Origin of the sequence: Comamonas sp. MYb396, from assembly GCF_037479555.1 — a bacterium.
Taxonomy (GTDB): Bacteria; Pseudomonadota; Gammaproteobacteria; order Burkholderiales; family Burkholderiaceae_C; genus Comamonas.
Genome location: NZ_JBBGYU010000006.1, coordinates 15,075 through 38,400, shown reverse-complemented (window position 1 = coordinate 38,400; position 23,326 = coordinate 15,075). Strand labels below are relative to the sequence as shown.

Sequence of the window (23,326 nt, the reverse complement as noted above, 5' to 3'; positions counted from 1 at the left end):
GTATCAAGGGTTGTGTTCGCGGCTCTAACAGCGGTTGCTCAAGCGGCAGTCGGGCAGCAGTTGCCCATCAGCACCGCGCCACTGCAGCTGGGCATCATGCTCACCCCTGGGTGGGTTGACCACGCCAGGCACGACCACGCCGGGCTGTGCGGCCTGGGCATGGTTAGGTGCAGCAGCGGGGGCAGATGCGGGCGCTGCCGGGTCATACAGCACCGTGCCGGTGCCCACCCCCACGCCCACCTGGGCGCCCCCGACGGAGGTGCCGACCCCGACACCTGCATTGCCCGTCACCTGGCCGCGCTGGTTGACCCCTACGCCGACACCGACAGGGCCCACGCCCGTGCCCACCCCGGCGCTGACCCCACCACTGCCCAGCCCCACGCCGACCGAGAACGGCCCCACCGGCACACCCACACCCACATAGGGCGAGCAGGCGGACAGCGCAGCCACGGACAAGGCGGCAGCGGCCGCACGGCAGGGGTGGGAGAGGAAAGAGCGCATGGCAGGCATTCGGATCATGGCTATTTTTAACAGCGATTGCCACACCAGCCTCTGGCGCAAGGACATTGCATTCCGATGTCCTACGCCCAGCGATGGGCACCCCGACAGCGCGGGGACATGCCGGGCCTGACTCCCTACAATCCAGGCCACCGTCCTTTCCGGGCCAGCCGCCACCCGCCGCTGGCCTGCTGCTGCCACCGCAGCCCCGCCCCAAGTTCTGATCATGAAATACCAATGGCCGCCCTATTTCTGGGTGTGCTTCTCGATGTGCGTCGGCGTCATGGGCACGGCGCTGGCCAGCCCGCTCTACCCGCTCTACCAGGCCCAGTGGCAGCTGCCGCCCAGCGCGATCACCCAGGTGTTTGTGCTCTATATGGCCGCAGCGCTCACCAGCCTGATGCTGCTGGGCGCGATCACGACCCGCTATGGTTTTTTCAAGGTGCTGCGCGCGGGGGTGATGCTGATGAGCGCAGGCGTGCTGCTGTCGGCACTGGCCTGGAACATGCAGGTGTTTGGCTTGAGCCGCATCATCATTGGCCTGGCCTCGGGGATGATCACCACCTCGGCCTCGCTGGGCCTGACCCAGCTCAACACCAGCGGCGACACGCAGCGGGCCGCTGCCACCACCAGCCTGACGATTGCCTTTGGCTTTGGCCTGGGGCCCATTGTTGGTGGCCTGGTCGCGCAATGGGCGCCTTTTCCGCTGCGCAGCGCCTATCTGCCGTCCCTGCTGCTGAGCGCCTTGGCGATTTATTCGCTGTTCCAGGTGCAGTTGCCGGCCCACCTGCAGCCGGCGCCTGCCAGCAGCAGTTTTGGCCTGCGCCAGCTGATGCCGCGCCTCACCTTCCCCGAACGCGCGGCGCTGCGCCGCTACGGCCTGGCGTCGATGGGCGCCTTCTGTGCCTTTGGCATGTTCAGCCTGTTTGCCTCGCTCGCGCCCAGCTTTATGCAAAGCATGCTGCCCTGGCACGGGCCGGCCATCAGCGGGCCGTCGATCGGCTTCATCCTGCTGCTGTCGGCCGCCTCGCAGTATGCCGCCAAGGGCTTTGTCACCCGCAAGGTGCTGATCACCGGCTATGGCGCGCTGGCGCTGTGCAATCTGCTGCTGATCGCCAATGTGTTTGCCAGCTCGCCGGCGGTGTTCTTGCTCTGCGTGCTGAGCGCTGCACTCGGCCATGGCCTATGCAACCTGGGCGGTATCTCGGTGGTCAACCGGGTGGCGCGGGCTGACAACCGGGCCGGCCTGCTGGCCACCTACCTGGTCATTGGCTATGTGGGCACGATCTTGCCGATTCTGGGGATTGGCTGGCTGTCCGACCAGGTGGGCCTGTCGCGCGCGCTGCTCGTGTTTTGTGCAGTGTTTGCGCTGCTGTCCACGGCGCTGGCGCTGGCCACCTGGCGCACCCCAGTGCCGGCGCCCGCTGCCAAGCACTAGCCTTATTTGCGCGGCGGCAAGGTGATGCTGATCTCGTGCGAGATCTCGGGACCGCTCTCGGCCGGGCGGATCACCTGCTCAGGCGGTGGTGGTGGCGGGGGGCGTACTACGGTGGGGCGCGGCGCCAGCTTGGGCTGGATGTTTTTCTTCCAGGCCTCGACCAGCACCTCGTTGACAAACTGGCGGTCCAGCCACAGCCACAGCAAAAACGGCACCAGGGTGGGCAGCACCAGACTGCCCAGCTGGTAGCCATAGGCGAGCAAGTCCAGCTGGGTCTGCGAGATCTTGAGCAGGCGCAGGTCGAGGTTGGTGGCCAGCACCATCTGCATCAGCAAGCTGGTGGAGATGCTGAACGCCTGGAACGGCAGCAAGATCACATAGCCTAGCACCGCGCGCCAGATGCGGCCCTTGCGCCAGGCAGCCAGCAGCAGTGCCAAGAAGATCGGAAAGCCGTAGGCATAGCGGCCCGGGTCGCCATCGACCGAGATCTCGGCCCAGCGGCCACCGGTGTTGGCATTGGCGACACCCACCGAGGTGTCGACCTCGATCTTGCCGGGCGCAATATGCACCTGCTTGACCCAGCCCGCAGCCAGGTCCAGCATGCCTTCCTTGGAGATCACCGCCACCGGGTAGCTCATCCACGGCGACAGCTGCACCCACAAGGTGGTCAGCACGATGATGCCGGCAAAGGCCAGCAGCGCAAATCGCTGTATCGGGTTCAAGCGCTTCATCCCTCTTCCTCTGTATCCGCCCTCCTGGGGGCTCTGTGCTTCTTCTCGTGCCTATGGAAAAAAGCCAGCAGTGCTTGCACTGCTGGCCGGTTCAAATCAGGCGGCTGCCAGCGTGGGCTCGGCCCCCGAGCCCGAGGGAGGCGGTTGGTCCGAGCCATCCTCTGCCCGCTTGGCGCGCTGGCCGGCACGCACCCAGACCAGCCAGACGACCAGCACGTCCAGCATGATCAGCGCCTGCCACAGGTACTCATGGGCAAAGTTGAAGGCCGTCATGTTCCATTGGCCCAGGTAGAACAGGCTGATCACGCGCACGATATTGACCGCTTGCACCGCGATAAAGCCCAGCACCAGGCCGATGAGCTTGTGGCGCCAGCTCGACGGAAAAGCCATGATGGCGGCAAACAACACAATGCAGGCCTCGATGCCATTGCAACCGGCCTCGATCGACACGCCAAAATTGGTGGCATGGTTCCACAGCACCTTGCCTTCGGCCACGGCAGACTTGTCAAACCAGGTCACCAAAAAGGCGCAGATCTGCGCCAACATTGCCGTCCAGGGCTCCACCAGGTGCTTTTGCACCCAGCTGAGCATATTGAGACCAAACAAAGTGAGCTGCAGCCCCAGAAATACAAAAAAGAAGCGAACCATGGTACGTGCCTGCTGTCGTCGAAGTGGACGTAGGAGCAAATATAGCCGTTAAAGTTCTGGCCGGGGGAAATGCCTCTGTCAACAACTGGTGTTCGTGCGGCAAATCCCCCACGCACAAAAAAGCCGCGCATGGCTATGCGCGGCTGGGGTGCTGGAGGCAAATCCTATGGCATAGCCTTATCAGCTGCGGCGTCCCAGTCGCAGTGCGGCCAGGCCAGCCATGGCCAGCGCCATCAGCAGCAGCGCGCCGGGGGCCAAGGCAGGCACCGGCACCGCCGTCTGGTCACCGGGCCGGCCTTCGCCGCCGCCATTGTCCTTGCCAGCAATGGTCGTGGTCGCCGAGCTTTCGTTGTTGCTCGGGTCGCTATCGCCGGGCAGGTCCACCACGGCGGTATTGACCAGGCTGGCCGGGCCTTGCAGCGCGGCATCCACGGTGGTCTCCACCGTCAAGCTCACAGACGCACCCACGGCCAGCGGCTCCAGCGCACAGTCCAGCGTGCGGCTGCCTGCGTCAAAACGGCAGGCCGGCGAGGCTTGCACAAAGACCAGGCCTTCTGGCAAGACATCGGTCACGCTGGCCTCGCGGCTGTCGGCCGGGCCGTTGTTCACAACGGTCAAGGTGTAGGTCAGCGCATCGCCTGCGGCGGCCTGGGCTTTGTCCACCGATTTGGTCAACGCCAGGTCCACCAGCGCCAGCGGCGTCTCGGTGTGGCTGTCGTTGTTGGTCTCGTCGGTATCGCCGGGGCTCGTCAGGCGGGCGCTGTTGACCACCAGGGTCTGCCCTTCGGTACGCGAGAGCAGCTTGGCGCTGAAGGGGAAGGCCACTTGCTCACCGGCATGGAGCGTGGTGATCTCGCAGCGCAAGGCGCGCGTGGCCTCGTCATAGCTGCAGCCGGCAGGGGCCGCGCCTTCCAGCGCCAGGCCTTCGGGCAGCACATCGCTGACGACCGCCTGGCCGTTCACCAGGTCATTGCGCGGGCTGGCTGCCGGGTCTTCCTCGTTCTTCACCGTCAAGGTGTAGGCGATCAGATCGCCCACATCGACGGCGCTGGTGGCCGAGCTGGTCTTGGTCAGCGACAGGTCCACATAGCGCAGCTTGTCCAGCTCATCGGGCGAGATTTGCGCCGGGTCATAGGTGGAGGTGCGGTCCGTGGTCTGGTTATTCTTGCTGACATCCATGCCGTCGAGCACTTCCACATCGGCCTTCACGGTTGCGCTGTGGTTGACGGTGCCTACGGCACGGCCATCGAGCAGTGCAGCGGGCTCCATCGTGAACTTGATCGCCACCGATTCATTGGGCGCCAACCAGGGGAAATCACAGACCAGGCTGCCCGCCAGCGCGCCGGCGGCCGGCACGGTACAGCTGTCCAGACCCATGCGGCTATCCCCATTGGCCAGCTGCACGCTGTCGAGCGAGACAAAGCGGAAGTCGGCCGTCGATCCCGCTGCCGGGAACTGGTCCACCATCTGCACCCCCGTCGCATAGGACTGCGATGCACCGCTGTTGGTCACCGTGATCGTGTACTGGGTCTTGCCGGTGTCCAGCGGGATGCCGTCGTTGGTGTGGCGCATGTTCACCAGCACATCGACCTGGGGCTTGCCCAGCGGCACGGTTTCGTTGGCGCTGTTGTTGCCCAGGTCCGTCTCCGGCGTGACCGAGGCCACGACGACGCTGTTGTCCAGCTGAGGCGGGTAGTCCTTGGCAGGCGAGCGCAGCTGGTAGCTGACGGTCTTTTGCGCGTTCTCGGCGAGCGCATCGGTCCAGACGCAGGTCATCGTGCGGTTGGCTTCGGTGATCTCCAGGCCAGCGGCAAACCTGGCGCCGCCGCTCAAGCTGCAGCTGCCACCGCTGATGCTGGGCGCAGAGCCCACCAAGATGGTGTTCAGCGGCAGGCGATCGGTCACGCGGACCTGGCGCGCCTGCGAGGGGCCGCTGTTCTTGGCTGTCAAGGTGTAGGTGATCGCCTGGCCAGCGGCAGCGCTCTCGGGTGCGGCCTGCTTGGTCACGGTCAGATCGGTCAGTGCTTCGAGCACTACCGAGGCCTGCGCACGGTTGTTGGCGGTGTTGAACTCCGCCGTGTCGGGCGAGCTCACATCGGCCACATTGACAATGGTGTTGGTCTGCGTGGCATCTTCCTGGGGGTCCACATACTGGCGCGCCTTGATGACGACCAGATACGCAACATCCGGGTCGGCAGGCAGGTTGCGCAGGGTGCAGCTGACGGTCGCAGACTTCTGGTGGTTGTCACCCGAAATGCTGCAGCCATCGGAGGCGGCAGTGCTGCCCGCCTTCAAACCCAGCATCTGGGCCTGCGACACCTCAGGCATTTGCACCTCGGCCGTCAGATAGCGGCTGTTGTCATAGGCTTTCACACCCAGTACGCCTGCGCTGGCGTCGGTCAGCAGGTTGCCGATGACATCGGTCACCGTGACGGTTTGCGCAGCCTGCAGGTCTAGATTGCGCGCATTCTCGGGCACATCGTTTTTCACGCGCAGGGTGTAGACCACCTCGGCACCCGAGGCCTTCGCGCCATCTGTGATCACCGCAGACTTGCTGATCGACAGGTCGGCCTGGCGCTCGGATATGTTGACTTTGTTGCTGCTCACGATCTGGCCCAGCGGCGCACCGTCACGTCCCTGCATACCCACCAGTGCAGCGCCGTTGGCGATGGAGGCAAACTGGCCGTTTGCCGCATCGATGTGGGCCACCACATTGAGCAAGAGCTCCGAGCTGCTACCAGCGGCAATGCCGCCGCTGAAGGTGCAGGTCAGCAGTTTCCCCAGGTCAGTGGCCGTGCCGCTTGCGGGGCTGCAGACCCAGGGCGACCCGGCGGCCACACCCAGAAACTGCAGTTGGCCGTCGAGCTGGTCGGTCACCGTCATGGTCTGGCCGGGCAGCACATCCAGCGGCCCATTGTTCTTGATCTTGATCGCGTACTGGTATTCCTGGCCGGAGGCAATCACCGACGCCGTCGTGCTTTTGCTCAGCGCCAGATTGACCTTGTTGCTGACCAGCACGCTCGCCTGCGCCTGGTTGTTGGCGCCCACATTGGCGGGCGGCTCATTGCTGGCCGAGACCTCGGCCGCGTTATTGATGACGCTCTCTGCCGCCACCGAAGACACATCCACCAAGGCCTTGACCGTGATCTGCGGCAGGTTCGGGGTAAAGGCACCGCTGTACTGGCAGCGGACCACTTGCGCGTTGTTGCTGCAGATCCAGTCCACTCCAGCAGCAGACGCAAAGCTGACACCAGCCGGCAGGGTGTCGGTGACGACAATGTCCTGCGGCACCAATTCACCGGCGACCCGCTTGGCGCTCAGCGTGTAGGTGACCGGCACAGGCGCGCTGGCCTGCTTGTCCAGCACCTTGGGATTGACGACCTTGGTGAGCGCCATGTCCAGGTTCACATTGGGCTGGACCTGGATCTGCACATCATCGGTGTTGTTGTCAGGGTCGGCATCCAGAAACAGCTGACCGGTGGCGGTCTCGCCCGACACCGACACCGCGCTGGCCACCTGGCCGCCGCTGGTCTTGACCAGCAAGGGCACGCTCAGCAGCGGCAAATCCTGGCCACGGCCAACGGACTGGCCATCAGGCACGGTGTAGCTGCAGCTCCATACCGGCACGGGCTGGTTGGCGCTCGTGTCTTCGGCCAGCTTGCACACCCAGCCATCGCCGCCCGGGCTGCCCTGGAACTCGGTGCCCTCGGGCTGCGGAAAACGCAGCTGGGCCTTTTCACCCGCCTTGAGCGCAAAGGCATAGGGCGAGTCGGCATTGCGCACCTGCAGCTGGTAGTCGACCTTGTCGCCCTGGGTGTGGCTTGCGCCATTCACTGGCGCGAGGATCTGTACGGCCAGATCGGCGCGCTCATAGGTGGTGATCGTGCGCTCGATGCGGCTGTGGTTGGGGGCCGCCTCGCCCGCATCCGGATCCGCGTTGTCGGGGCTGGAGGCAGACGCCTGCGCCGTCCAGTCCGTCCCCGCGCTGGGCAGCTTGACGCGAAAGTCCACCGCGACAAAATCGGTCGCCGTCACCAACGCAAGATTGCATGCCAGCGCAGCGCCTGCCTCGATGGTGTCGCCGGCCTTGGGCAGCGGCTGGGCACATTGCACGCCGGCGGGCGCGACGATTTCCTGAAAAATGGCGCCCGCTGGCAGCTGCTGCAGCAGCGACACATTGGCGACCTCGCCGCTGCCGCCATTGAGCTTGACCTTGGCGCGGTAGACAAAGTCGGCGCCCACCGGGCCGTCGACCGACCCGCTCTCCGCCACGGCCCCGGTCTGGGCCACAAAGGCGTCATGGTTCACAAAGATGTCGTAGCGGGTCGACTGCGCAGCGGCCACCGCCGGAAGCAGACCAGAGACCAAGGCAAGGGCAACGCTGCATCGCAAGGGGCTGCGTAGCGGCGGCGATCGATACGGGAGTAACACTTTCAACGTCCTGCTAAAAAAAGGCAAAGCTCCGCCCTCTCCTGAAAAAACAGAGATAACGGCTTGCGTGTTCAGTGAAATAAAAGGTTTTCGCTACATACCAAATATTTTCCGGGCCATCACAGAGATAAAGCCCAGCGGTAGTCACGAAACCTTAGAGGCCTGCTGTACCTGACAACAAGGGCTGCGAATGTAGCACCGGGATTCAAGCTATATATGCAATAAACTTTTAATAAATTTATTGACTATATAAAAATGATGCAGCAAAACGATGCAGCACCGGCCATAGCATTTCCGATGGCCGCGCGAGGGCTCTGCCATGCGCTGGGCTCTGTGCGCCAGCGTCGGCAAGCGGTGCAGGGTGAAGGCAGGGGCCGCCAAGCGCTGCACCGGTGGCGCGGCAGCGCATTCCGCAGTCTCCTGGGGATCACTTCGCAATAACTTGATTTACCTAGCAAATAACAGATCTACGACAAGCAGGCACTGTTTGAAGGCGTGGCCAGCGCCGAGACAAAGGCACTTGCTGCCCATGGCTGGAAAGCAGACCAGCACCTTCGTGCTGCAGCGTCTTTGGCGTCCTCTCGGCAGGCTGGCGCCGAGTGAATAAAACAATTAGATACAGTGTTGAGAAATCCAGAGACGGCCCATGGTCCGCTGAGAAGTTCTGCCTCCCCATATGTCAACAATTCTTAACTTTTATTTTGTCGGGTATTGGGAAAATATTTACAGGTGAAAGTAAGTACTCCCCTTGGGCGACAAAAGAAAATAATCAATCGGGATTTTAAAAAACCAAGCAGATGGCCAGTGCTGCGGCATCAGAGAAATATCCATCTGCAGCACATACCATGCAACTGCCAGGCGACAGATAAAAAAATCCCCGCCCGGTTTTTCGACCGGCGGGGATTTTTATGCGGTGTACTGCTGCTTTTATGCCAGCAGAGCATTCACCCGTTTGACGTAGGCGGCAGGGTCGTCGGGCAAACCGCCTTCGGCCAGCACCGCCTGGTCAAACAGGATCTGGGCGAGGTCGTGGAAGTGCACAGAGCCGTCCAGCTTCTTGACCAGCGGGTGCTCCGGATTGACCTCCAGCACCGGCTTGGATTCGGGCGCTGGCTGGCCGGCCTGCTTGAGCAGGCGCGCCAGTTGCAGGCTCATGCCGCTGTCCGAGACCACGAGGCAAGCGGGCGAGTCCACCAGGCGGCTGGTGGCACGCACGTCATCAGCACGGTCCTTCAAGGCTTCCTTGAGCTGGGCCAGCACCGGTTTGAAGGCTTCGGCGGCTTCTTCGGCGGCTTTCTTCTCTTCGTCGTTTTGCAGCTTGCCCAGATCGACAGCGCCCTTGGCCACCGATTGCAGCGGCGTGCCATCAAAGTCCTGCAGGAAGTTCAGCGCCCACTCGTCGACCCGGTCGGTCATCAGCAGCACCTCGATGCCCTTTTTCTTGAACACTTCGAGCTGCGGGCTGCTCTTGGCCGCGGCCAAGGTGTCGGCGGTGATGTAGTAGATGGCGTCCTGGCCCTCTTTCATGCGCGCCTTGTAGTCGGCAAACGAGGTGTTCAGGCCTTCCTGCGTGGTCGATGCAAAGCGCAGCAGCTTGGCGATGCGCTCCTTGTTGCCCATGTCCTCGCCCAGGCCTTCCTTGAGCACGGCGCCAAACTCGCCGTAGAAGCGGCTGTACTTGCCCTCCTTGGCCTTGTCGTCTTCGCTCACCACATCCACCACGCCATCGCTGCCCTCGGCCGCTGGCTGGGGCTTGTCATGGCGGGCCAGGTCCTCGAGCATGGACAGCACGCGCTTGACCGAGCCATCGCGGATCAGGCGCACATCGCGGCTTTCCTGCAGCAGCTCGCGGCTCACGTTCAGCGGCAGGTCGGCCGAGTCGATCACGCCTTTGACAAAGCGCAGGTACTGCGGCATCAGCGCCTGGGCATCGTCCATGATGAAGACGCGCTTGACGTAGAGCTTGATGCCCGCGTGCTTGCCCTGCTGGTACAGGTCAAACGGCGCCTTGGCGGGGATGTAGAGCAGCTGCGTGTACTCGGTATTGCCTTCGACGCGGTTGTGGCTCCAGGTCAGCGGGTCTTCGTAGTCATGGCTGATGGCCTTGTAGAAGTCCTGGTACTGCTCGGGCGTGATGTCCTTCTTGGCGCGGGTCCACAAGGCGCTGGCCTTGTTCACGGTTTCCCACTCGCCGGTCTTGGCCATCTCGCCGGGCTGGTCGTTCTCGCCCTCGTTCCACTCTTCCTTTTCCATCAGGATGGGCAGGCTGATGTGGTCGGAGTACTTGGCGATCACTTCCTTGAGCTTGTAGCCGTTCAAGAAGTCCTGCGCGTCCTCGCGCAGGTGCAGGGTGATGCTGGTGCCGCGCTGGGCACGGTCGATCTGCTCGACCTCAAAGTCGCCCATGCCGCCGCTGGTCCAGCGCACGCCTTCCGACGCCTCCGTACCCGCGCGGCGCGACTCGACGGTGATCTTGTCGGCCACGATGAAGCCCGAGTAAAAGCCCACGCCGAACTGGCCGATCAGCTGCGAATCTGCCTTCTGGTCGCCACTGAGCTTGTCCATGAAGGCCTTGGTGCCGCTCTTGGCGATCGTGCCCAGGTTGTCGATGGCCTCTTGCGTGGTCATGCCAATGCCGGTGTCGGTGATGGTCAGGGTCTTGGCCTTGTCGTCATAGGACACGCGCACTTCCAGCTCAGGCTGGTCGCCGTACAAACTACTGTCATTGAGTGCTTCAAAGCGCAGTTTGTCGCATGCATCCGACGCATTGGAGATCAGCTCGCGCAAGAAGATCTCTTGGTTCGAATACAGCGAATGCGTCACCAGGTGAAGCAGTTGGGCCACTTCGGCCTGGAAGGAATGGGTTTTTTTGGTCATGGGAGCTCAGTCTTCATCAACACAGATCAAGGGTCTATATGGGTGCAGACCGCGCCGCTTCAAGGTATACCGTCATTTTAGGAATTGCTTATCAAAACAATCTATATCAAGCAAAGATTTATGACATAGATCGCTGATAAATGATCATGATCACCCGTAGAGGAGATTTTTCATTTTCTTTCTACGCGCCATCCCACTTCAATGTTATCTCCCCTGACACACTTAACGTTGTGTATCAAATCTTGACATTTGATTGGTGGCATCCGCGCAAAATAAACTCAACGTTAGTTAACTTTTAATTACAAATGAATGTTGTTGAGCGGCATCCCTTGTACAGCGGCACTGGTTTCTTCCAGGCGTTTACAGGGCTTGCCGCTTGGGGGATGTGGGTGCTGGTGCTTGGTGGGCATGTGTCCCTAGCCCAAGCACAGAACGATCAGGCAGTCAGTGCCCAGGTGGAGTCACTGAGCGCTGCCCAGGCAGAGCAGGCCCGGCTGCGCGCCACCATCGAGGCGGCGCCCGCCGCCTACGAGGACAACTTCATGAGCGCCGATGAACTGACGGCCCTGCGGGCCGGTGAAGCCGAAGAAGTCGACCCCAGCACCTTGCCGCTGGGGCTGCGCAGCTGGGTGCTGGAGAGCCGCCTGGGCATCGCCCGTTCCGACAACGGCCCGTTGGGCAGCCAAAGCGGCACCGAGCTGGGCCAGCGCATCCAGTACCGCCAGCAAACCCTGAACTATGGCGAGTGGCTGCTGCAGGCCGATGTGCGCAGCATGCATGGCGGCCAAGACGCCTTCAATGGCATTGGCGCCCTGGGCTATGCCCGCCAATCCAGCAGCCAGCGCATCACCGTGCAGAACCTGGCTATGCCCGTGACACCGGGCATCCGCATGGATACCACCATCGGCGACGGCTACAGCGAGCTGACCCGGGGCCTGGGCCAGAACTACCGCCTGATGCTGGGCACCAGCACCGTGCGGGGCCTGTCCACCCGCATCTATGGCGTGGACTTTGACATCAGCGCCGGCATGGGCCAGCGGGGCGATTTGCTGGGCGGCCCCTATCCCGGCTTCGAGAAGAGCCAGGGCACAGTCGCCTGGGTAGGCGCCACCCAGCGCCTGGGTGGCGCCTGGTATGCCGCCGGCCAACTGAACCAGGCCAATAACGTTGCAGCGGTGGACTATGGCCTCTGGAGCGACCAGGGCAGCGGCAGCAAGCGGGTCAGCAGCTGGGCTGCAGCACTGGGCTATGGATCGCCCACGCAGCAGGACGGCGCATTGCGCGGCCGACTGACCGCGCTGGGCAGCAGCACAAGCAGCGATTCGGCACAAACCCCTTCTGGCGGCGCACAAGGCCTGTACCTGGAGGCAGACATCAAGCTGGGCCGCTACCGCCATACCTGGGGTGCCTATGTCACCCGCCCCAATCTGCATTTTGGTGACTACCTGCTGCCCTCGGGCACGCAAGGCGCTTACTGGCGCATGGACCATAGTACCAGCCGCATGAGCTGGGGCACGGGGGTAGATGTGGAGCGCATGCGCGCCAGCAGTTGGCCGGCCCAGCAAGGCCAGACCCGCGTGGGGCTGAGCGGAAATCTGCACTACCAGCTGGACCGCCGCACCACGCTGGGCGGCAACCTCAACCTGTACCAGACCCGCTATGCGGGCGACGGCCAGGGCGGTGGCCTGGATGGCAAGATGCGCAGCCTCTATGCCTATGGCTACTACCAGACCCGCTTTGGCGAGCTGCCACGCTCGCGCTTCAGCCTGAGCCTGCGCAGCAATGAGCAAATTGTGCTGGGCGATGGCACCGCCACCGGCCGTGAGCTGCAGTGGGAGCAGGACTGGATCAGTGCCCAGCGCGAGACCATGCGTCCTGAGTTGGTCACCACCCTAGGCTGGGCGGACGACCGCAGCAACGGCATCACCCAGCACTACCCCACGGCCGGCGTGCAGGGCCGCTACTGGCCCAGCAGTACGCTGAGCATTTCCGGCAACCTGCGCTACACCTCGCAAAGCGGTGGGCTCTCCACCAGCCGGGGCTTGTCCGGCAATCTGCTGGCAGAAAAGCAGTGGGGCAATGGCTGGAGCATGGGCCTGGGCGTGCTGCTGAACCAGGCGCGTCTGGCTACCACCCAGGTGCTCAGCTGGACCAGCCCGCAGATCTACCGCAGCAACGACAAGACCGCCTATGTCTACCTGCGCTGGGAAGGCGGCACCGGCCGGCCCTTTGCCGTCGCCGGCGGCATGCCTGGCAATGGCAGCGGCAGTGTCAGCGGCCGCGTGTTCTACGACGCCAACAAGGATGGCCGCATCCAGCCCGATGAAACCGGCGCACAAGGCATTGAGGTGGTGCTGGACGGCCGCTACCGCAGCACCACCGATGCCGAAGGCCGCTTCTTTTTCCCGATGGTTGGCGTAGGCCGCCATCAGCTCAGCATCACGCTCGACAGCGTGCCCCTGCCCTGGGGCGCTGCCGACGGCACGGTACTGAGCGTCGATGTTCCGCTGCGTGGCGAAGCCAACGCCGAGATCCCCATCACCAAGGTGGAGGACTAACCATGCAGCAGAACCCAGGCCCCCGCTTGCGCACCCCGTGCACGGTGTGGGCCAAACCCCGGCGCTCAGGCGCTTGCTCTCTTGAAAGACTCGAACCATGAAACACCCAAAATTGAAAGCATTGGCGCTGGGATCTGCCCTGGCGCTGGCCTACGCCGGCCATGCCTTGGCGGAAAGCCAATACGGCTTCTCCTCGGCCGGTACGGGCACCGTGACCGCCACCGCCAAGGTCAACCTGAGCGTGGTCATCCCCAAGCTGATCCTGCTCAAGGTGGGTTCCAGCAATGCCGTCCAGGACACCGTCACCTGGAACGCAACGCTGACCATTCCGCCCACCCCCGGCACCACGCCCACGGCCACCGCCAACAACGTCCAGGTGCCCTGGGATGGCACCGCGCCCACCGTGGCCGTCACCCCTACAGGCAACGTGCTGTCGGTGGCTGCCTGGACCAATGCCGGCACTGCCAACATCAATTGCGCCGTGGGTGCCTGGAGCCCGGCCGCAGGCGGCCCACCCAATGCCAACTTCACCGTGACAGCAGCAGGTGCAACGCCGGTCCCCCATCCCGGCGCCAACCTGGGCGCATGCGCATCCACCACGCTCACCCCCAACACCTTGTTGAGTGGCACCTGGACCTATGCGCTGACCGGCACGGCCACCGCCTGGAGCGCCGGCACCTACACCGGCTCCGTCACCTATACGGCGACAGGCGTCTGATGCGCAAGCGCGATGCAACCACCGCCGCGCGTGCCGCCCTGCGGGCAGCACGCGTACCGCTGAGTGCGGGGCTGGTACTGCTCGCCTGCGGCATCACGGTGCCCGCCAACGCCGTCATCATCACGGTCAGCGACAGCGCAAGCACCGCCAACTATGCGCTGTCGCTGCAGGTGGGATCTGCTGCCGGTACCGATACGGTGCAGTTCAATGTCTCAGGCAACAATGCGGGCCTTACACCCACCGCCGTCACCGGCTCACCCGCCATTGATATCTCGGTCACGCCGGTGCGCCCGATCATTGCTTCGGAAGTCGCCCGGCCCGTCACCTTGCGGGTGGACTCCAGCGCCGGCCTGGTCTGCCAAAGCGGCGCCTGTGGCAGCACCGTCATCCCGTTCAGCAAGATCAGTTGGACAGTCAGCAACAGCAGTGGCTCGGCAGCCGGAGATATTCAGAGCGGTCAGTTCAACGGTGCGACCAACCAACAGATCGCCAGCTTCAACGCCAATGCCAACATCTGCTCGATTCCGATCATCATTCTTTGTCTGGGCACCTGGACGTACCAGACGCGCAACATGAATGCCACGCGCATGACATTCAGCTATGCCAACGACACGTTCTACCCGGCAGGGATCTACCGGGGCACGGTGTATTTCACCGCGTCGATGGAATAAGGAGACGGGTCCATGCCCAGCTTTCGCCTTCGCTGTTGTGCTGCTCTATTGGCCATGGCCGGCGCCTGCGGCCAAGGCGCCCATGCCCAGGCCACCCGGCTGGACGACTCCAGCTCCCCACGTCCCCAGATCAACTCGGATTTTCGCAATGCGCAGATGCTGGATCCGAACACCATCAGCCTGCCTTTCGGACATGTGGAATACCGCTTGGCCACCGCCGCCTATGTGGGCAAGCAGGCCCGCATTTACTACGTCATCCCGTTGGCGGTAGCCGGCCTGCGCTCGCCCATGGGCATGCAGGTGCAATGGCGCAGCAGCGGGCTGTTCCAGGGCGGCATGGGCCGGCCCGGCGACCGCGTGCTGGTCTGGAGCGGCGTGGTGCGTGCGCCCTGGATCACCGAGAGTTTTGACTTGCAGCTGCGCCTGGACCAACGCCAGTTGCAGATGGGCCAGGGCGGCAGCCTGCGCTTTGAATCCTATTTTGAGATAGAGACCCAGCCATGACCGTTTTCCGCTTTTTCCGCCACTCGCTGTCCCTGGCCTTGCCCCTGGTCAGTTGCCTGACCCATGCCGCCCCGTTCGAGATGGCGATCGCCCCGTCGCGCTTTGAGCTGAGTGCCAAAAACGGCGAGCGCATTGGCCAGTCCATTGACCTGCACAACCTGGGCTCGGCAGCAACAGCCTTGTCGGTACGGACACTGGACTGGAGCTACTCGGAAGAAGGCCAGATTACCTACCACGATGAGTTGCTGCCCGGCAGTTGCCGCCCCTGGGTAGCGCTGGAGCGCCGCACCGTCAAAGTGCCAGCGCAGACCAAGCAGGCCTTTCGCTTCCAGATCACGCCGCCGGCCGATGCGCCGCGTGGTGAATGCCGCTTCATGATCGCCATCGAAGGGGTGGAGCCCGCCCAGCAGACCATCATCCAGAGCGGGGGCGCCAGCCTGAGTCTGCCGGTCACCGGCCGCATTGCCGTGGCCGTCTATGTGATGCTGGGCGGCGCCGAGCCCAAGCTTGAAGTGCAGCAGATCGGCATGCGCGACATTGCCGGCACGCGCAGCCCGGCCATCACCGTGCGCAACAGCGGTGATGCCCATGGCCGCCTCGAAGGCACGGTGGACGCCAAGGATGCCAAGGGTCGCGACTTTATGCTGGCCGTGGAAGGCACCCCCATCATGCCCGGCCAGACCCGCCACCTGGCGCTGGTCCCCAAGGGCGAAGATGGACAGCCTGCCATTCAGCCCAGCTACCCCATCAAGGCCAGTGGCCTGCTGGACTGGGACAAGGGCAGCTTCAAGCTGAATGCGGATTTCCAATGAGCACGCAGCGCTGCCCACTGAAGCTGTTGCGCCATGCGCTGCTGCCACTGGTGCTGACTGCCCTGTGCCCAGCGGCGCAGGCAGGCAGTGCCACCTCTGGCACCGGCAACCTGCCACGCAACACCCCGGCGGTGGCGCTGAACTTTTCCATCCAGATCGACAAGTATGTGTTTTTCCGCATCGGCGATGGCGCCTGGCCCACACCCGGCGGCACCACCTCACAGGTGGGTTTTAACCTAAGCCCCACCATTCCTGCGGTACCCATCACGCCCATCAATGGCAACAACACCGCCGTCAACTGGAACGGCGCAGCGCCCGCATTTGCCGTCACCGCCAGCGGCAATGTGCTGCCGGTCGAGGTGCGCAGCAATGGCGGCCAGGTCAGCGTCTATGCCACGGTCACCACCCCGCTGACCAGCGGCAGCAACACCATTCCGATGAACATGGTCAGCATCACCAGCAGCGACGCGGCCCTGCCGGCTCCCACCCTTCCGGCCAGCGGCACCGGCACCAGCGTCAATGTCACCGGGGGCGGCACCGGCACCGTCAACAGCCTGGTCACCATCCGGACGGCCAACTGGACCTTTGGCTACAACAGCGCCATCAGTCGCACAGCCGGCAATTACAGTGGGCAGCTGAGCTTTACCGCTGCCGTGCCTTGAGACTACTGCAGCGCCTGCGATAGACGCTGCAAGCCCTGGTGTCGGTCAAGGACCTGCTCGATGTGGCTGGCCAGGTGACCACCGCCGGCGCAAAAATGCGCCGCCAAAGCGCCCCGGCCACGCACGATGCGCCGGTGGTGCAGCGCCTGCGCGCTGCCGGCGCGGTGATCGTCGGCAAGACGAATATGACGGAGTTCGCGTTCTCGGGCGTGGGCATCACCCCCCATTTCGGCACACCGGGCAATGCCGCCGATGTGCTGCACATCCCTGGCGACTCCTCCTCGGGTGCCGGGGTCAGCGTCGGCCGGGGCCTGGTCGATATCGCCATTGGCTCGGACACCGGAGGCTCGGTGCGCATTCCCGCCGCCTTAAGTCGCCCATGCCGCCGCTGGTCCAGCGCACGTCTTCCGACGCCTCCGCACCCGCGCGGCGCGACTCGACCGTGATCTTGTCGGCCACGATAAAGCCCGAGTAAAAGCCCACGCCAAACTGGCCGATCAGCTGCGAATCGGCCTTCTGGTCGCCGCTCGGCTTGTCCATGAAGGCCTTGGTGCCGCTCTTGGCGATCGTGCCCAGGTTGTCGATGGCCTCTTGCGTAGTCATGCCGATGCCGATGCCGATGCCGGTGTCGGTGATGGTCAAGGTCTTGGCCTTGTCATCGAAGGACACGCGCACTTCCAGATCGGGCTGGTCGCCGTACAGACCGCTGTCATTGAGCGCTTCAAAGCGCAGCTTGTCGCATGCATCCGACGCATTGGCGATCAGCTCTCGCAAAAAAATCTCCTGGTTCGAATACAGCGAATGCGTCACCAAGTGAAGCAGTTGGGCCACTTCGACCTGGAAGGAATGGTTTTTTTGGTCATGGGAGCTCAGTCTGCATCAACACAGATCAAGGGTCTATATGGGTGCAAGGCTTGCCGCCTAAAGCCGTCTTGCTATCTATTAATTGTTTATCCAAAAAACATATAACAATAATAGTTTTTCAGCATAAAACCACCGCAAAACCAAGCTAAAAACTTTCATGAATTTCTTCAAATTTCTTTACATGATGACATGTATCTATTTGTTATGTTCTCTGACACACTTAACGTAAAGTATCGAACTTTTATGATTGATTGCTTGTGTTTTTAGTCAAAAGACCAGGCCATGAAAGCTAACTTCTGATTACAAATGAGTGTTTTCCAACGGCCATTCTTTCACTGCGGTACTGGTCTCTTCCAGACGCTTTCAAGGGATGCCGTGTGGGAGAGCTTGGCCCTGGGCCTGTGTTTGTATGCCCTCCCGATGAAAGCGCAGAGCGAGGCAGCAGCCAGCGCCAAGGTGGAGTCACTGAGCCCCGCCCAAGCCGAACAAGCCCGGCTGCGCGCCACCATCGACGCCGCGCCTGCCGCCTATGAGGACAACTTCATGAGCGCCGATGAACTGACGGCCCTGCGGGCCGGTGAAGCCGAAGAAGTCGACCCCAGCACCTTGCCGCCGGGGCTGCGCAGCTGGGTGCTGGAAAGCCGCCTGGGTGTCGCCCATTCCGACAATGGCGGACTGGGCAGTGAGCAGGGCACCGAACTGGGCCAGCGCATCCAGTACCGCCAGCAAACCCTGAACTATGGCGAATGGTTGCTGCAGGCTGATGTGCGCAGCATGCAGGGCGGCCAAGACAGCTTGAACGGCATTGGTGCACTGGGCTATGCCCGCCAATCCAGCAGCCAGCGCATCACCGTGCAGAACCTGGCCATGCCCATTACGCCGGGCATCCGCATGGACACCACCATCGGCGACGGCTACAGCGAGCTGACGACCGGGCTGAGCCAGAACTACCGGCTGATGCTAGGCACCAGCACCTTGCGTGGGCTGTCCACCCGCATCAATGGCGCGGACTTTAACCTCAGCGCTGGCATGGGTGCACGCGGCGAACTGCTGGGCGGCCCCTACCCCGGCTTCGAGAAAAGCCAGGGCACGATCGCCTGGGTGGGCGCTACCCAGCGCCTGGGCGGGGCCTGGTATGCCGCTGGTCAACTGAACCAGGCCAACAACTTTTCCCCGATGGACTACGGCCTGTGGAACGACCAGGGCAGTGGCAACAAAAGAGCCAGCAGCTGGGCCGCCGCGCTGGGTTATGGCTCACCCACACAGCAGGATGGCGGGTTGCGCAGCCGACTCACCGTGCTTGGCAGCACGGTCCACAGCGACTCGGCACAAACCCCTTCGGGCAGTGCGCAAGGCCTCTACCTGGAGGCCGACACCCGCGTCGGCCGCTATCGCCATGCCTGGGGCGCCTATGTGACCCGGCCCAATCTGTATTTTGGCGACTACCTGTTGACCTCGGGCAACCAGGGCGCGTACTGGCGCGTGGACCACAGCAGCAGTCGCCTGAGCTGGGGTACCGGCCTGGATATCGAACGCACACGAGCCAGCAGCCAGCCCGCGCAGCAAGGCCAGACACGCGTAGGCATCAACGGCAATGTCCACTACCAGATAGACCGCCGCACCGCACTGGGCGGCAACCTCAACGTCTACCAGACCCGCTATGCAGGAGACGGCCAGGGTGCTGGCCTCGATGGCAAGATGCGCAGCCTCTACGCTTATGGCTACTACCAGACCCGCTTTGGCGAGCTGCCACGCTCGCGCTTCAGCCTGAGCCTGCGCAGCAATGAGCAGATTGTGCTGGGCGACGGCACCGCCACCGGGCGCGAGCTGCAGTGGGAGCAGGACTGGATCAGCGCCCAGCGCGAGACCATGCGCCCCGAGCTGGTCACCACGCTGGGCTGGGCCGATGACCGCAGCAACGGCAGCCACCAGCGCTACCCCACGGCCGGGGTACAGGGCCGCTACTGGGCCAGCAGTACGCTGAGCATTTCCGGCAACCTGCGCTACACCTCGCAAAGCGGTGGGCTCTCCACAAGCCGGGGCCTGTCGGGCAATCTGCTGGCAGAAAAACAATGGGGCAATGGCTGGAGCATGGGCCTGGGCATGCTGCTCAACCAGGCGCGGCTGGCCACCACCCAGGTGCTCAGCTGGACCAGCCCACAAATCTACCGCAGCAACGACAAGACCGCCTATGTCTATCTGCGTTGGGAAGGCGGCACAGGCCGTCCCTTTGCTGTTGCGGGCGGCATGGCCGGCAATGGCAGCGGCAGTGTCGGCGGCCGCGTGTTCTACGACGCCAACAAGGATGGCCGCATCCAGCCCGACGAAACCGGCGCGCAAGGCATTGAGGTGGTGCTCGATGGGCGCTACCGCGCCACCACCGATGCCGAAGGCCGCTTCTTATTCCCGATGGTCGGCGTAGGCCGCCATCAGCTCAGCCTCACGCTCGACAGCGTGCCCCTGCCCTGGGGCGCAGCCGATGGCGCAGTGCTGGGCGTCGATGTTCCGTTGCGTGGCGAAGCCAACGCCGAAATCCCCATTACCAAGGTGGAGGAATGACCATGCTGCAGAACCCCAGCGCACCCGCGCTTTGCTTCTCCCTCTCCTTTTAGGACTCACTATGAAACACCCAAAACTCCATGCACTCGCACTGGGCGCTGCCCTTGCGGTAGCCTGCACCGGCCAGGCACTCGCTGAAAGCCAGTATGGCTACTCCTCGACCGGATCCGGCTCCGTGACCGCCACCGCCACCGTCAAACTAAGCGTTGTCGTCCCCAAGCTGATCTTGCTCAAGGTGGGCAGCAGCAACGGCGTCCAGGACACCGTATCCTGGACTACCGCGCTGACCATTCCACCGACTCCCGGTACCACGCCAACCACGACCGCCAACAACACCGTAGTGCCCTGGAATGGAACTGCGGCTCCTACCGCGGCAACCACCGCCACCGGCAACGTGGTAAATGTTTCTGCCTGGACGAATGCCACCAGTGCCAATATCAATTGCGCCATCGGCACATGGGTCGGCACTGGCGGTCCGGCCAATGCCGACTTCGAGGTGACCACCGCTGGCTCCTTACCTCATCCTGGTGGCAATCTTGGCGCTTGCGCATCCACCACGATCAACTCCAACACCCTGTTGACCGGGACTTGGACCTATGCATTGACCGGCACTCCAACTAGCTGGAAGGCAGGCACCTACACTAACTCCGTGGTCTACACGGCAACAGGCGTCTGATGCGCAAGCGCGATGCAACCACCACTGTGCGTTCCGCCTTGCTGGCAGCACGCGCACCGCTGAACGCGGGCTTGGTGCTGCTCGCCTGCGGCATCAGCGTGCCTGCCAACGCTGTAATCACCACCGTCAGCGACACCGGCAGCAGCTATGCGCTGTCGCTGCAGGTGGGGTCTGCTGCCGGGGTGGACACCGTGCAGTTCAATGTCACCGGGAACAACGTGGGCCTCACGCCCACGCCTGTGACGGGCACGCCGGCGATTGATATCTCGGTCACGCCGATGCGGCCTGTTTCCACCTCATCCACCGCCAGACCGGTGACAGTGCGGGTGGACTCCAGCATTGCACTGAGCTGTGTCAGCGGCCCCTGCGGCGGCACCAACATACCGTTCAGCAAAATCAGCTGGACCAGCACTGGCAACGGCGGCGCTGGCGATATCCAGAACGGCCAGTTCACAGGTGCGGCCAACCAGCAGCTGGCCAGCTTCAACGCCAATGCCACCTTCTGTTCGTTCCCGCTCATTATTTTTTGCTTGGGCTGGACCTACCAGTCCAATGCGATAAGCGCCACGCGTTTGACGTTCAGCTTTGCCAACGACACGATCTACCCGGCAGGCACCTACCAGGGCACGGTGTATTTCACCGCGTCGATGGAATAAAGGAGGCTCGCGCATGCCACGTTTTTGCTTTCCGTGCTTCAGTGTCTTGCTGGCAGCCGCATGCGCCTGGGCCCCAGGCGCGTATGCACAGGCCACGCGGCTGGATGATTCCAGCTCCCCCCGCGCCCAGGTGGGCGCCGATTTCCGCAGTGCGCAGATGCTGGACAACCAGACCATCAGCCTGCCCTTTGGGCATGTGGAATACCGCCTGGCCACCGCCGCCTATGTAGGCAAGCAGGCGCGCATCTACTACGTCATTCCGCTTGCCGTGGCGGGTCTGCGCTCGCCCGCGGGCATGCAGGTGCAGTGGCGCAGCAGCGGCCAGTTCCAGCCCGGCATGGGCCGCCCCGGTGACCGGGTTCAGGTCTGGACCGGTGTGGTGCGCACGCCCTGGATCACCGAAAACTTTGACCTGCAGCTGCGCATTGACCGCCGCGAGCTGCAGATGGGCCAGGGCGGCAGCCTGCGCTTTGAATCCTATTTTGAAATCGAGACCCAGCCATGAGCTCTTTCACTTTTGCGCGCCGCGCCCTGGCCCTGGCCTTGCCACTCATCACTGGCCTGGCCCAATCCGCCGCTTTCGAGATGGCCGTGTCGCCCTCGCGCTTTGAGCTGAGTGCCAAAAACGGCGAGCGCATTGGCCAGTCCATTGACCTGCACAACCTGGGCTCGGCAGCAACAGCCTTGTCGGTACGGACACTGGACTGGAGCTACTCGGAAGAAGGTCAAATCACCTACCACGATGAGTTGCTGCCCGGCAGTTGCCGCCCCTGGGTAGCGCTGGAGCGCCGCACCGTCAAAGTGCCAGCGCAGACCAAGCAGGCCTTTCGCTTCCAGATCACGCCACCGGCCGATGCAGCGCGCGGAGAATGCCGCTTCATGATCGCCATCGAAGGGGTGGAGCCCGCCCAGCAGACCATCATCCAGAGCGGGGGCGCCAACCTGAGCCTGCCGGTCACCGGCCGCATTGCCGTGGCCGTCTATGTGATGCTGGGCGGCGCTGAGCCCAAGCTCGAAGTGCAGCAGATCGGCATGCGCGACATCGCCGGCAAACGTATTCCCGCCATCACCGTGCGCAACAGCGGCGATGCCCATGGCCGGCTGGATGGCACCGTCGACGCCAAGGATGCACAAGGCCGCGACTTTATGCTCGCCGTCGAGGGAACCCCCATCATGCCGGGCCAGACTCGGCACCTGGCCTTGGTCCCCAAGGCGGACGACGGCCAGACTGCGCTGCAGCCCAGCTTCCCGGTCAAGGCCAGCGGCATGCTGGACTGGGACAAGGGCAGCTTCAAGCTGAATGCTGAGTTCCCATGACCAGGCAGCGCCGCCAGTTGGGTCTTATGCGTCAGGCGCTACTGCTGATGCTGGCAGCGGGGAGTGCCGGGGTGCAGGCTGCCAGTTCAACCGCAGGCCCTAGCAACAATCCGGCGCTCACAACCCCCCGGGTGGCGCTGAACTTTTCCATCCAGATCGACAAGTTCCTGTTCTTTCGCATCGGCGATGGTGCCTGGCCCACACCGGGCGGCACCACCTCGCAGGTCAGCTTTAATCTGAGCCCGTCCATTCCTGCGGTGCCCACCACGCCGACCACGGGCAACAACACGGCCGTCAACTGGAATGGCACGGCGCCCACGTTTGCGGTTGCCGCCAGCGGCAATGTGCTGCCCGTGGAGGTGCGCAGCAATGGCGGCCAGGTCAGCGTTTTCGCCACCGTCACCACGGCGCTGACCAGTGGCGCCAACACCATTCCGATGAACATGGTCAGCATCACCAGCAGCGACGCGGCCCTGCCGGCGCCCACCATTCCCGCCAGCGGTACCGGCACCAGTGTCAATGTCACCGGGGGCGGCACCGGCACGGTCAACAGCCTGGTCACCATCCGCAATGCCAACTGGACCTTTGGCTACAACAGCACCATCAGCCGCACGGCCGGCAACTACAGCGGGCAGTTAAGCTTCACAGCGTCCGTGCCTTGAGGCCCTGCGCGAGACCCTGCAGCCCCTGGTTATTGGTTACGATG

At 63.3% G+C, this 23,326-nt stretch carries 18 protein-coding genes and 2 pseudogenes; 14 read left to right on the top strand and 6 right to left on the bottom strand.

What is annotated here, in order from left to right:
* Positions 1–24: 24 nt before the first annotated feature.
* The gene (locus WH265_RS14730; protein WP_339558970.1) at positions 25–510 is read right to left on the bottom strand and encodes a hypothetical protein; all 486 of its coding nucleotides are present in this window, start codon (positions 508–510) and stop codon (positions 25–27) included.
* A 214-nt stretch (positions 511–724) separates the two neighbouring features.
* On the opposite strand from WH265_RS14730, the gene WH265_RS14725 reads away from it, so the two are divergent.
* Entirely contained in the window at positions 725–1,936 is a 1,212-nt protein-coding gene (locus WH265_RS14725; RefSeq protein ID WP_339558767.1) for an MFS transporter, read from the top strand.
* A gap of 2 nt (positions 1,937–1,938) precedes the next feature.
* Here WH265_RS14725 and WH265_RS14720 read toward each other — a convergent pair whose 3' ends face one another.
* The 4 genes from WH265_RS14720 to htpG all read right to left on the bottom strand — a co-directional run bounded on the left by WH265_RS14720 (position 1,939) and on the right by htpG (position 10,623).
* Positions 1,939–2,667: an exosortase H-associated membrane protein gene (locus WH265_RS14720; RefSeq protein ID WP_339558766.1), complete on the bottom strand. Its 729-nt coding sequence runs from the start codon at positions 2,665–2,667 to the stop codon at positions 1,939–1,941.
* A 96-nt stretch (positions 2,668–2,763) separates the two neighbouring features.
* Entirely contained in the window at positions 2,764–3,315 is a 552-nt protein-coding gene (gene xrtH / locus WH265_RS14715) for an exosortase H (RefSeq protein WP_116927747.1), read from the bottom strand.
* 180 nt (positions 3,316–3,495) lie between these two features.
* A complete protein-coding gene (locus tag WH265_RS14710) occupies positions 3,496–7,683 on the bottom strand; it encodes a hypothetical protein (protein WP_339558765.1) in 4,188 nt (1,395 codons plus the stop codon).
* A gap of 990 nt (positions 7,684–8,673) precedes the next feature.
* The gene (htpG, locus tag WH265_RS14705; protein ID WP_339558764.1) at positions 8,674–10,623 is read right to left on the bottom strand and encodes a molecular chaperone HtpG; all 1,950 of its coding nucleotides are present in this window, start codon (positions 10,621–10,623) and stop codon (positions 8,674–8,676) included.
* A 410-nt stretch (positions 10,624–11,033) separates the two neighbouring features.
* Between htpG and WH265_RS14700 the strand changes: the two genes are divergently transcribed.
* From WH265_RS14700 to WH265_RS14670, 7 genes and pseudogenes are all read left to right on the top strand, one after another.
* A complete protein-coding gene (locus tag WH265_RS14700) occupies positions 11,034–13,181 on the top strand; it encodes a hypothetical protein (RefSeq protein WP_339558763.1) in 2,148 nt (715 codons plus the stop codon).
* Between the two features lie 97 nt (positions 13,182–13,278).
* Positions 13,279–13,899: a hypothetical protein gene (locus WH265_RS14695; RefSeq protein WP_232539510.1), complete on the top strand. Its 621-nt coding sequence runs from the start codon at positions 13,279–13,281 to the stop codon at positions 13,897–13,899.
* The gene (locus WH265_RS14690) at positions 13,899–14,570 is read left to right on the top strand and encodes a hypothetical protein (RefSeq protein ID WP_339534720.1); all 672 of its coding nucleotides are present in this window, start codon (positions 13,899–13,901) and stop codon (positions 14,568–14,570) included. The genes WH265_RS14695 and WH265_RS14690 overlap by 1 nt, the downstream gene beginning before the upstream one ends.
* Positions 14,571–14,582: 12 nt before the next feature.
* A complete protein-coding gene (locus tag WH265_RS14685; protein ID WP_339534718.1) occupies positions 14,583–15,074 on the top strand; it encodes a hypothetical protein in 492 nt (163 codons plus the stop codon).
* Positions 15,071–15,886: a hypothetical protein gene (locus WH265_RS14680; RefSeq protein WP_339558762.1), complete on the top strand. Its 816-nt coding sequence runs from the start codon at positions 15,071–15,073 to the stop codon at positions 15,884–15,886. The genes WH265_RS14685 and WH265_RS14680 overlap by 4 nt, the downstream gene beginning before the upstream one ends.
* Positions 15,883–16,548: a hypothetical protein gene (locus tag WH265_RS14675; RefSeq protein WP_339558761.1), complete on the top strand. Its 666-nt coding sequence runs from the start codon at positions 15,883–15,885 to the stop codon at positions 16,546–16,548. Before WH265_RS14680 ends, WH265_RS14675 begins: the two co-directional genes overlap by 4 nt.
* A gap of 38 nt (positions 16,549–16,586) precedes the next feature.
* Positions 16,587–16,919, top strand: a pseudogene (locus tag WH265_RS14670) (amidase family protein); the annotation flags it as partial.
* A 1-nt stretch (position 16,920) separates the two neighbouring features.
* Here the strand turns inward: WH265_RS14670 and WH265_RS14665 are convergent.
* A pseudogene (locus WH265_RS14665) lies at positions 16,921–17,421 on the bottom strand (ATP-binding protein); the annotation flags it as partial.
* Between the two features lie 411 nt (positions 17,422–17,832).
* On the opposite strand from WH265_RS14665, the gene WH265_RS14660 reads away from it, so the two are divergent.
* The 6 genes from WH265_RS14660 to WH265_RS14635 all read left to right on the top strand — a co-directional run bounded on the left by WH265_RS14660 (position 17,833) and on the right by WH265_RS14635 (position 23,282).
* Complete coding sequence (locus tag WH265_RS14660) at positions 17,833–19,971, top strand: hypothetical protein (RefSeq protein WP_339558760.1); 2,139 nt, start codon at positions 17,833–17,835, stop codon at positions 19,969–19,971.
* 61 nt (positions 19,972–20,032) lie between these two features.
* Positions 20,033–20,647, top strand: a complete 615-nt coding sequence (locus WH265_RS14655) for a hypothetical protein (RefSeq protein WP_339558759.1) — start codon at positions 20,033–20,035, stop codon at positions 20,645–20,647.
* Positions 20,647–21,303: a hypothetical protein gene (locus WH265_RS14650; RefSeq protein ID WP_339558758.1), complete on the top strand. Its 657-nt coding sequence runs from the start codon at positions 20,647–20,649 to the stop codon at positions 21,301–21,303. The genes WH265_RS14655 and WH265_RS14650 overlap by 1 nt, the downstream gene beginning before the upstream one ends.
* 13 nt (positions 21,304–21,316) lie before the next feature.
* Positions 21,317–21,808: a hypothetical protein gene (locus WH265_RS14645; RefSeq protein ID WP_339558757.1), complete on the top strand. Its 492-nt coding sequence runs from the start codon at positions 21,317–21,319 to the stop codon at positions 21,806–21,808.
* Entirely contained in the window at positions 21,805–22,620 is an 816-nt protein-coding gene (locus tag WH265_RS14640) for a hypothetical protein (RefSeq protein ID WP_339558756.1), read from the top strand. Before WH265_RS14645 ends, WH265_RS14640 begins: the two co-directional genes overlap by 4 nt.
* Positions 22,617–23,282, top strand: coding sequence for a hypothetical protein (locus WH265_RS14635; protein ID WP_339558755.1), 666 nt, complete (start codon positions 22,617–22,619; stop codon positions 23,280–23,282). Before WH265_RS14640 ends, WH265_RS14635 begins: the two co-directional genes overlap by 4 nt.
* Positions 23,283–23,326 lie beyond the last annotated feature (44 nt).

Coding starts and splice junctions, on each gene's coding strand:
- WH265_RS14650 (WP_339558758.1), top strand. CDS start 20,647: ATGCGCAAGCGCGATGCAACCACCACTGTGCGTTCCGCCTTGCTGGCA.
- WH265_RS14645 (WP_339558757.1), top strand. CDS start 21,317: ATGCCACGTTTTTGCTTTCCGTGCTTCAGTGTCTTGCTGGCAGCCGCA.
- WH265_RS14680 (WP_339558762.1), top strand. CDS start 15,071: ATGACCGTTTTCCGCTTTTTCCGCCACTCGCTGTCCCTGGCCTTGCCC.
- htpG (WP_339558764.1), bottom strand. CDS start 10,623: ATGACCAAAAAAACCCATTCCTTCCAGGCCGAAGTGGCCCAACTGCTT.
- WH265_RS14720 (WP_339558766.1), bottom strand. CDS start 2,667: ATGAAGCGCTTGAACCCGATACAGCGATTTGCGCTGCTGGCCTTTGCC.
- WH265_RS14725 (WP_339558767.1), top strand. CDS start 725: ATGAAATACCAATGGCCGCCCTATTTCTGGGTGTGCTTCTCGATGTGC.
- WH265_RS14660 (WP_339558760.1), top strand. CDS start 17,833: ATGAAAGCGCAGAGCGAGGCAGCAGCCAGCGCCAAGGTGGAGTCACTG.
- WH265_RS14640 (WP_339558756.1), top strand. CDS start 21,805: ATGAGCTCTTTCACTTTTGCGCGCCGCGCCCTGGCCCTGGCCTTGCCA.
- WH265_RS14675 (WP_339558761.1), top strand. CDS start 15,883: ATGAGCACGCAGCGCTGCCCACTGAAGCTGTTGCGCCATGCGCTGCTG.
- WH265_RS14655 (WP_339558759.1), top strand. CDS start 20,033: ATGAAACACCCAAAACTCCATGCACTCGCACTGGGCGCTGCCCTTGCG.
- xrtH (WP_116927747.1), bottom strand. CDS start 3,315: ATGGTTCGCTTCTTTTTTGTATTTCTGGGGCTGCAGCTCACTTTGTTT.
- WH265_RS14730 (WP_339558970.1), bottom strand. CDS start 510: ATGCCTGCCATGCGCTCTTTCCTCTCCCACCCCTGCCGTGCGGCCGCT.
- WH265_RS14695 (WP_232539510.1), top strand. CDS start 13,279: ATGAAACACCCAAAATTGAAAGCATTGGCGCTGGGATCTGCCCTGGCG.
- WH265_RS14635 (WP_339558755.1), top strand. CDS start 22,617: ATGACCAGGCAGCGCCGCCAGTTGGGTCTTATGCGTCAGGCGCTACTG.
- WH265_RS14690 (WP_339534720.1), top strand. CDS start 13,899: ATGCGCAAGCGCGATGCAACCACCGCCGCGCGTGCCGCCCTGCGGGCA.
- WH265_RS14685 (WP_339534718.1), top strand. CDS start 14,583: ATGCCCAGCTTTCGCCTTCGCTGTTGTGCTGCTCTATTGGCCATGGCC.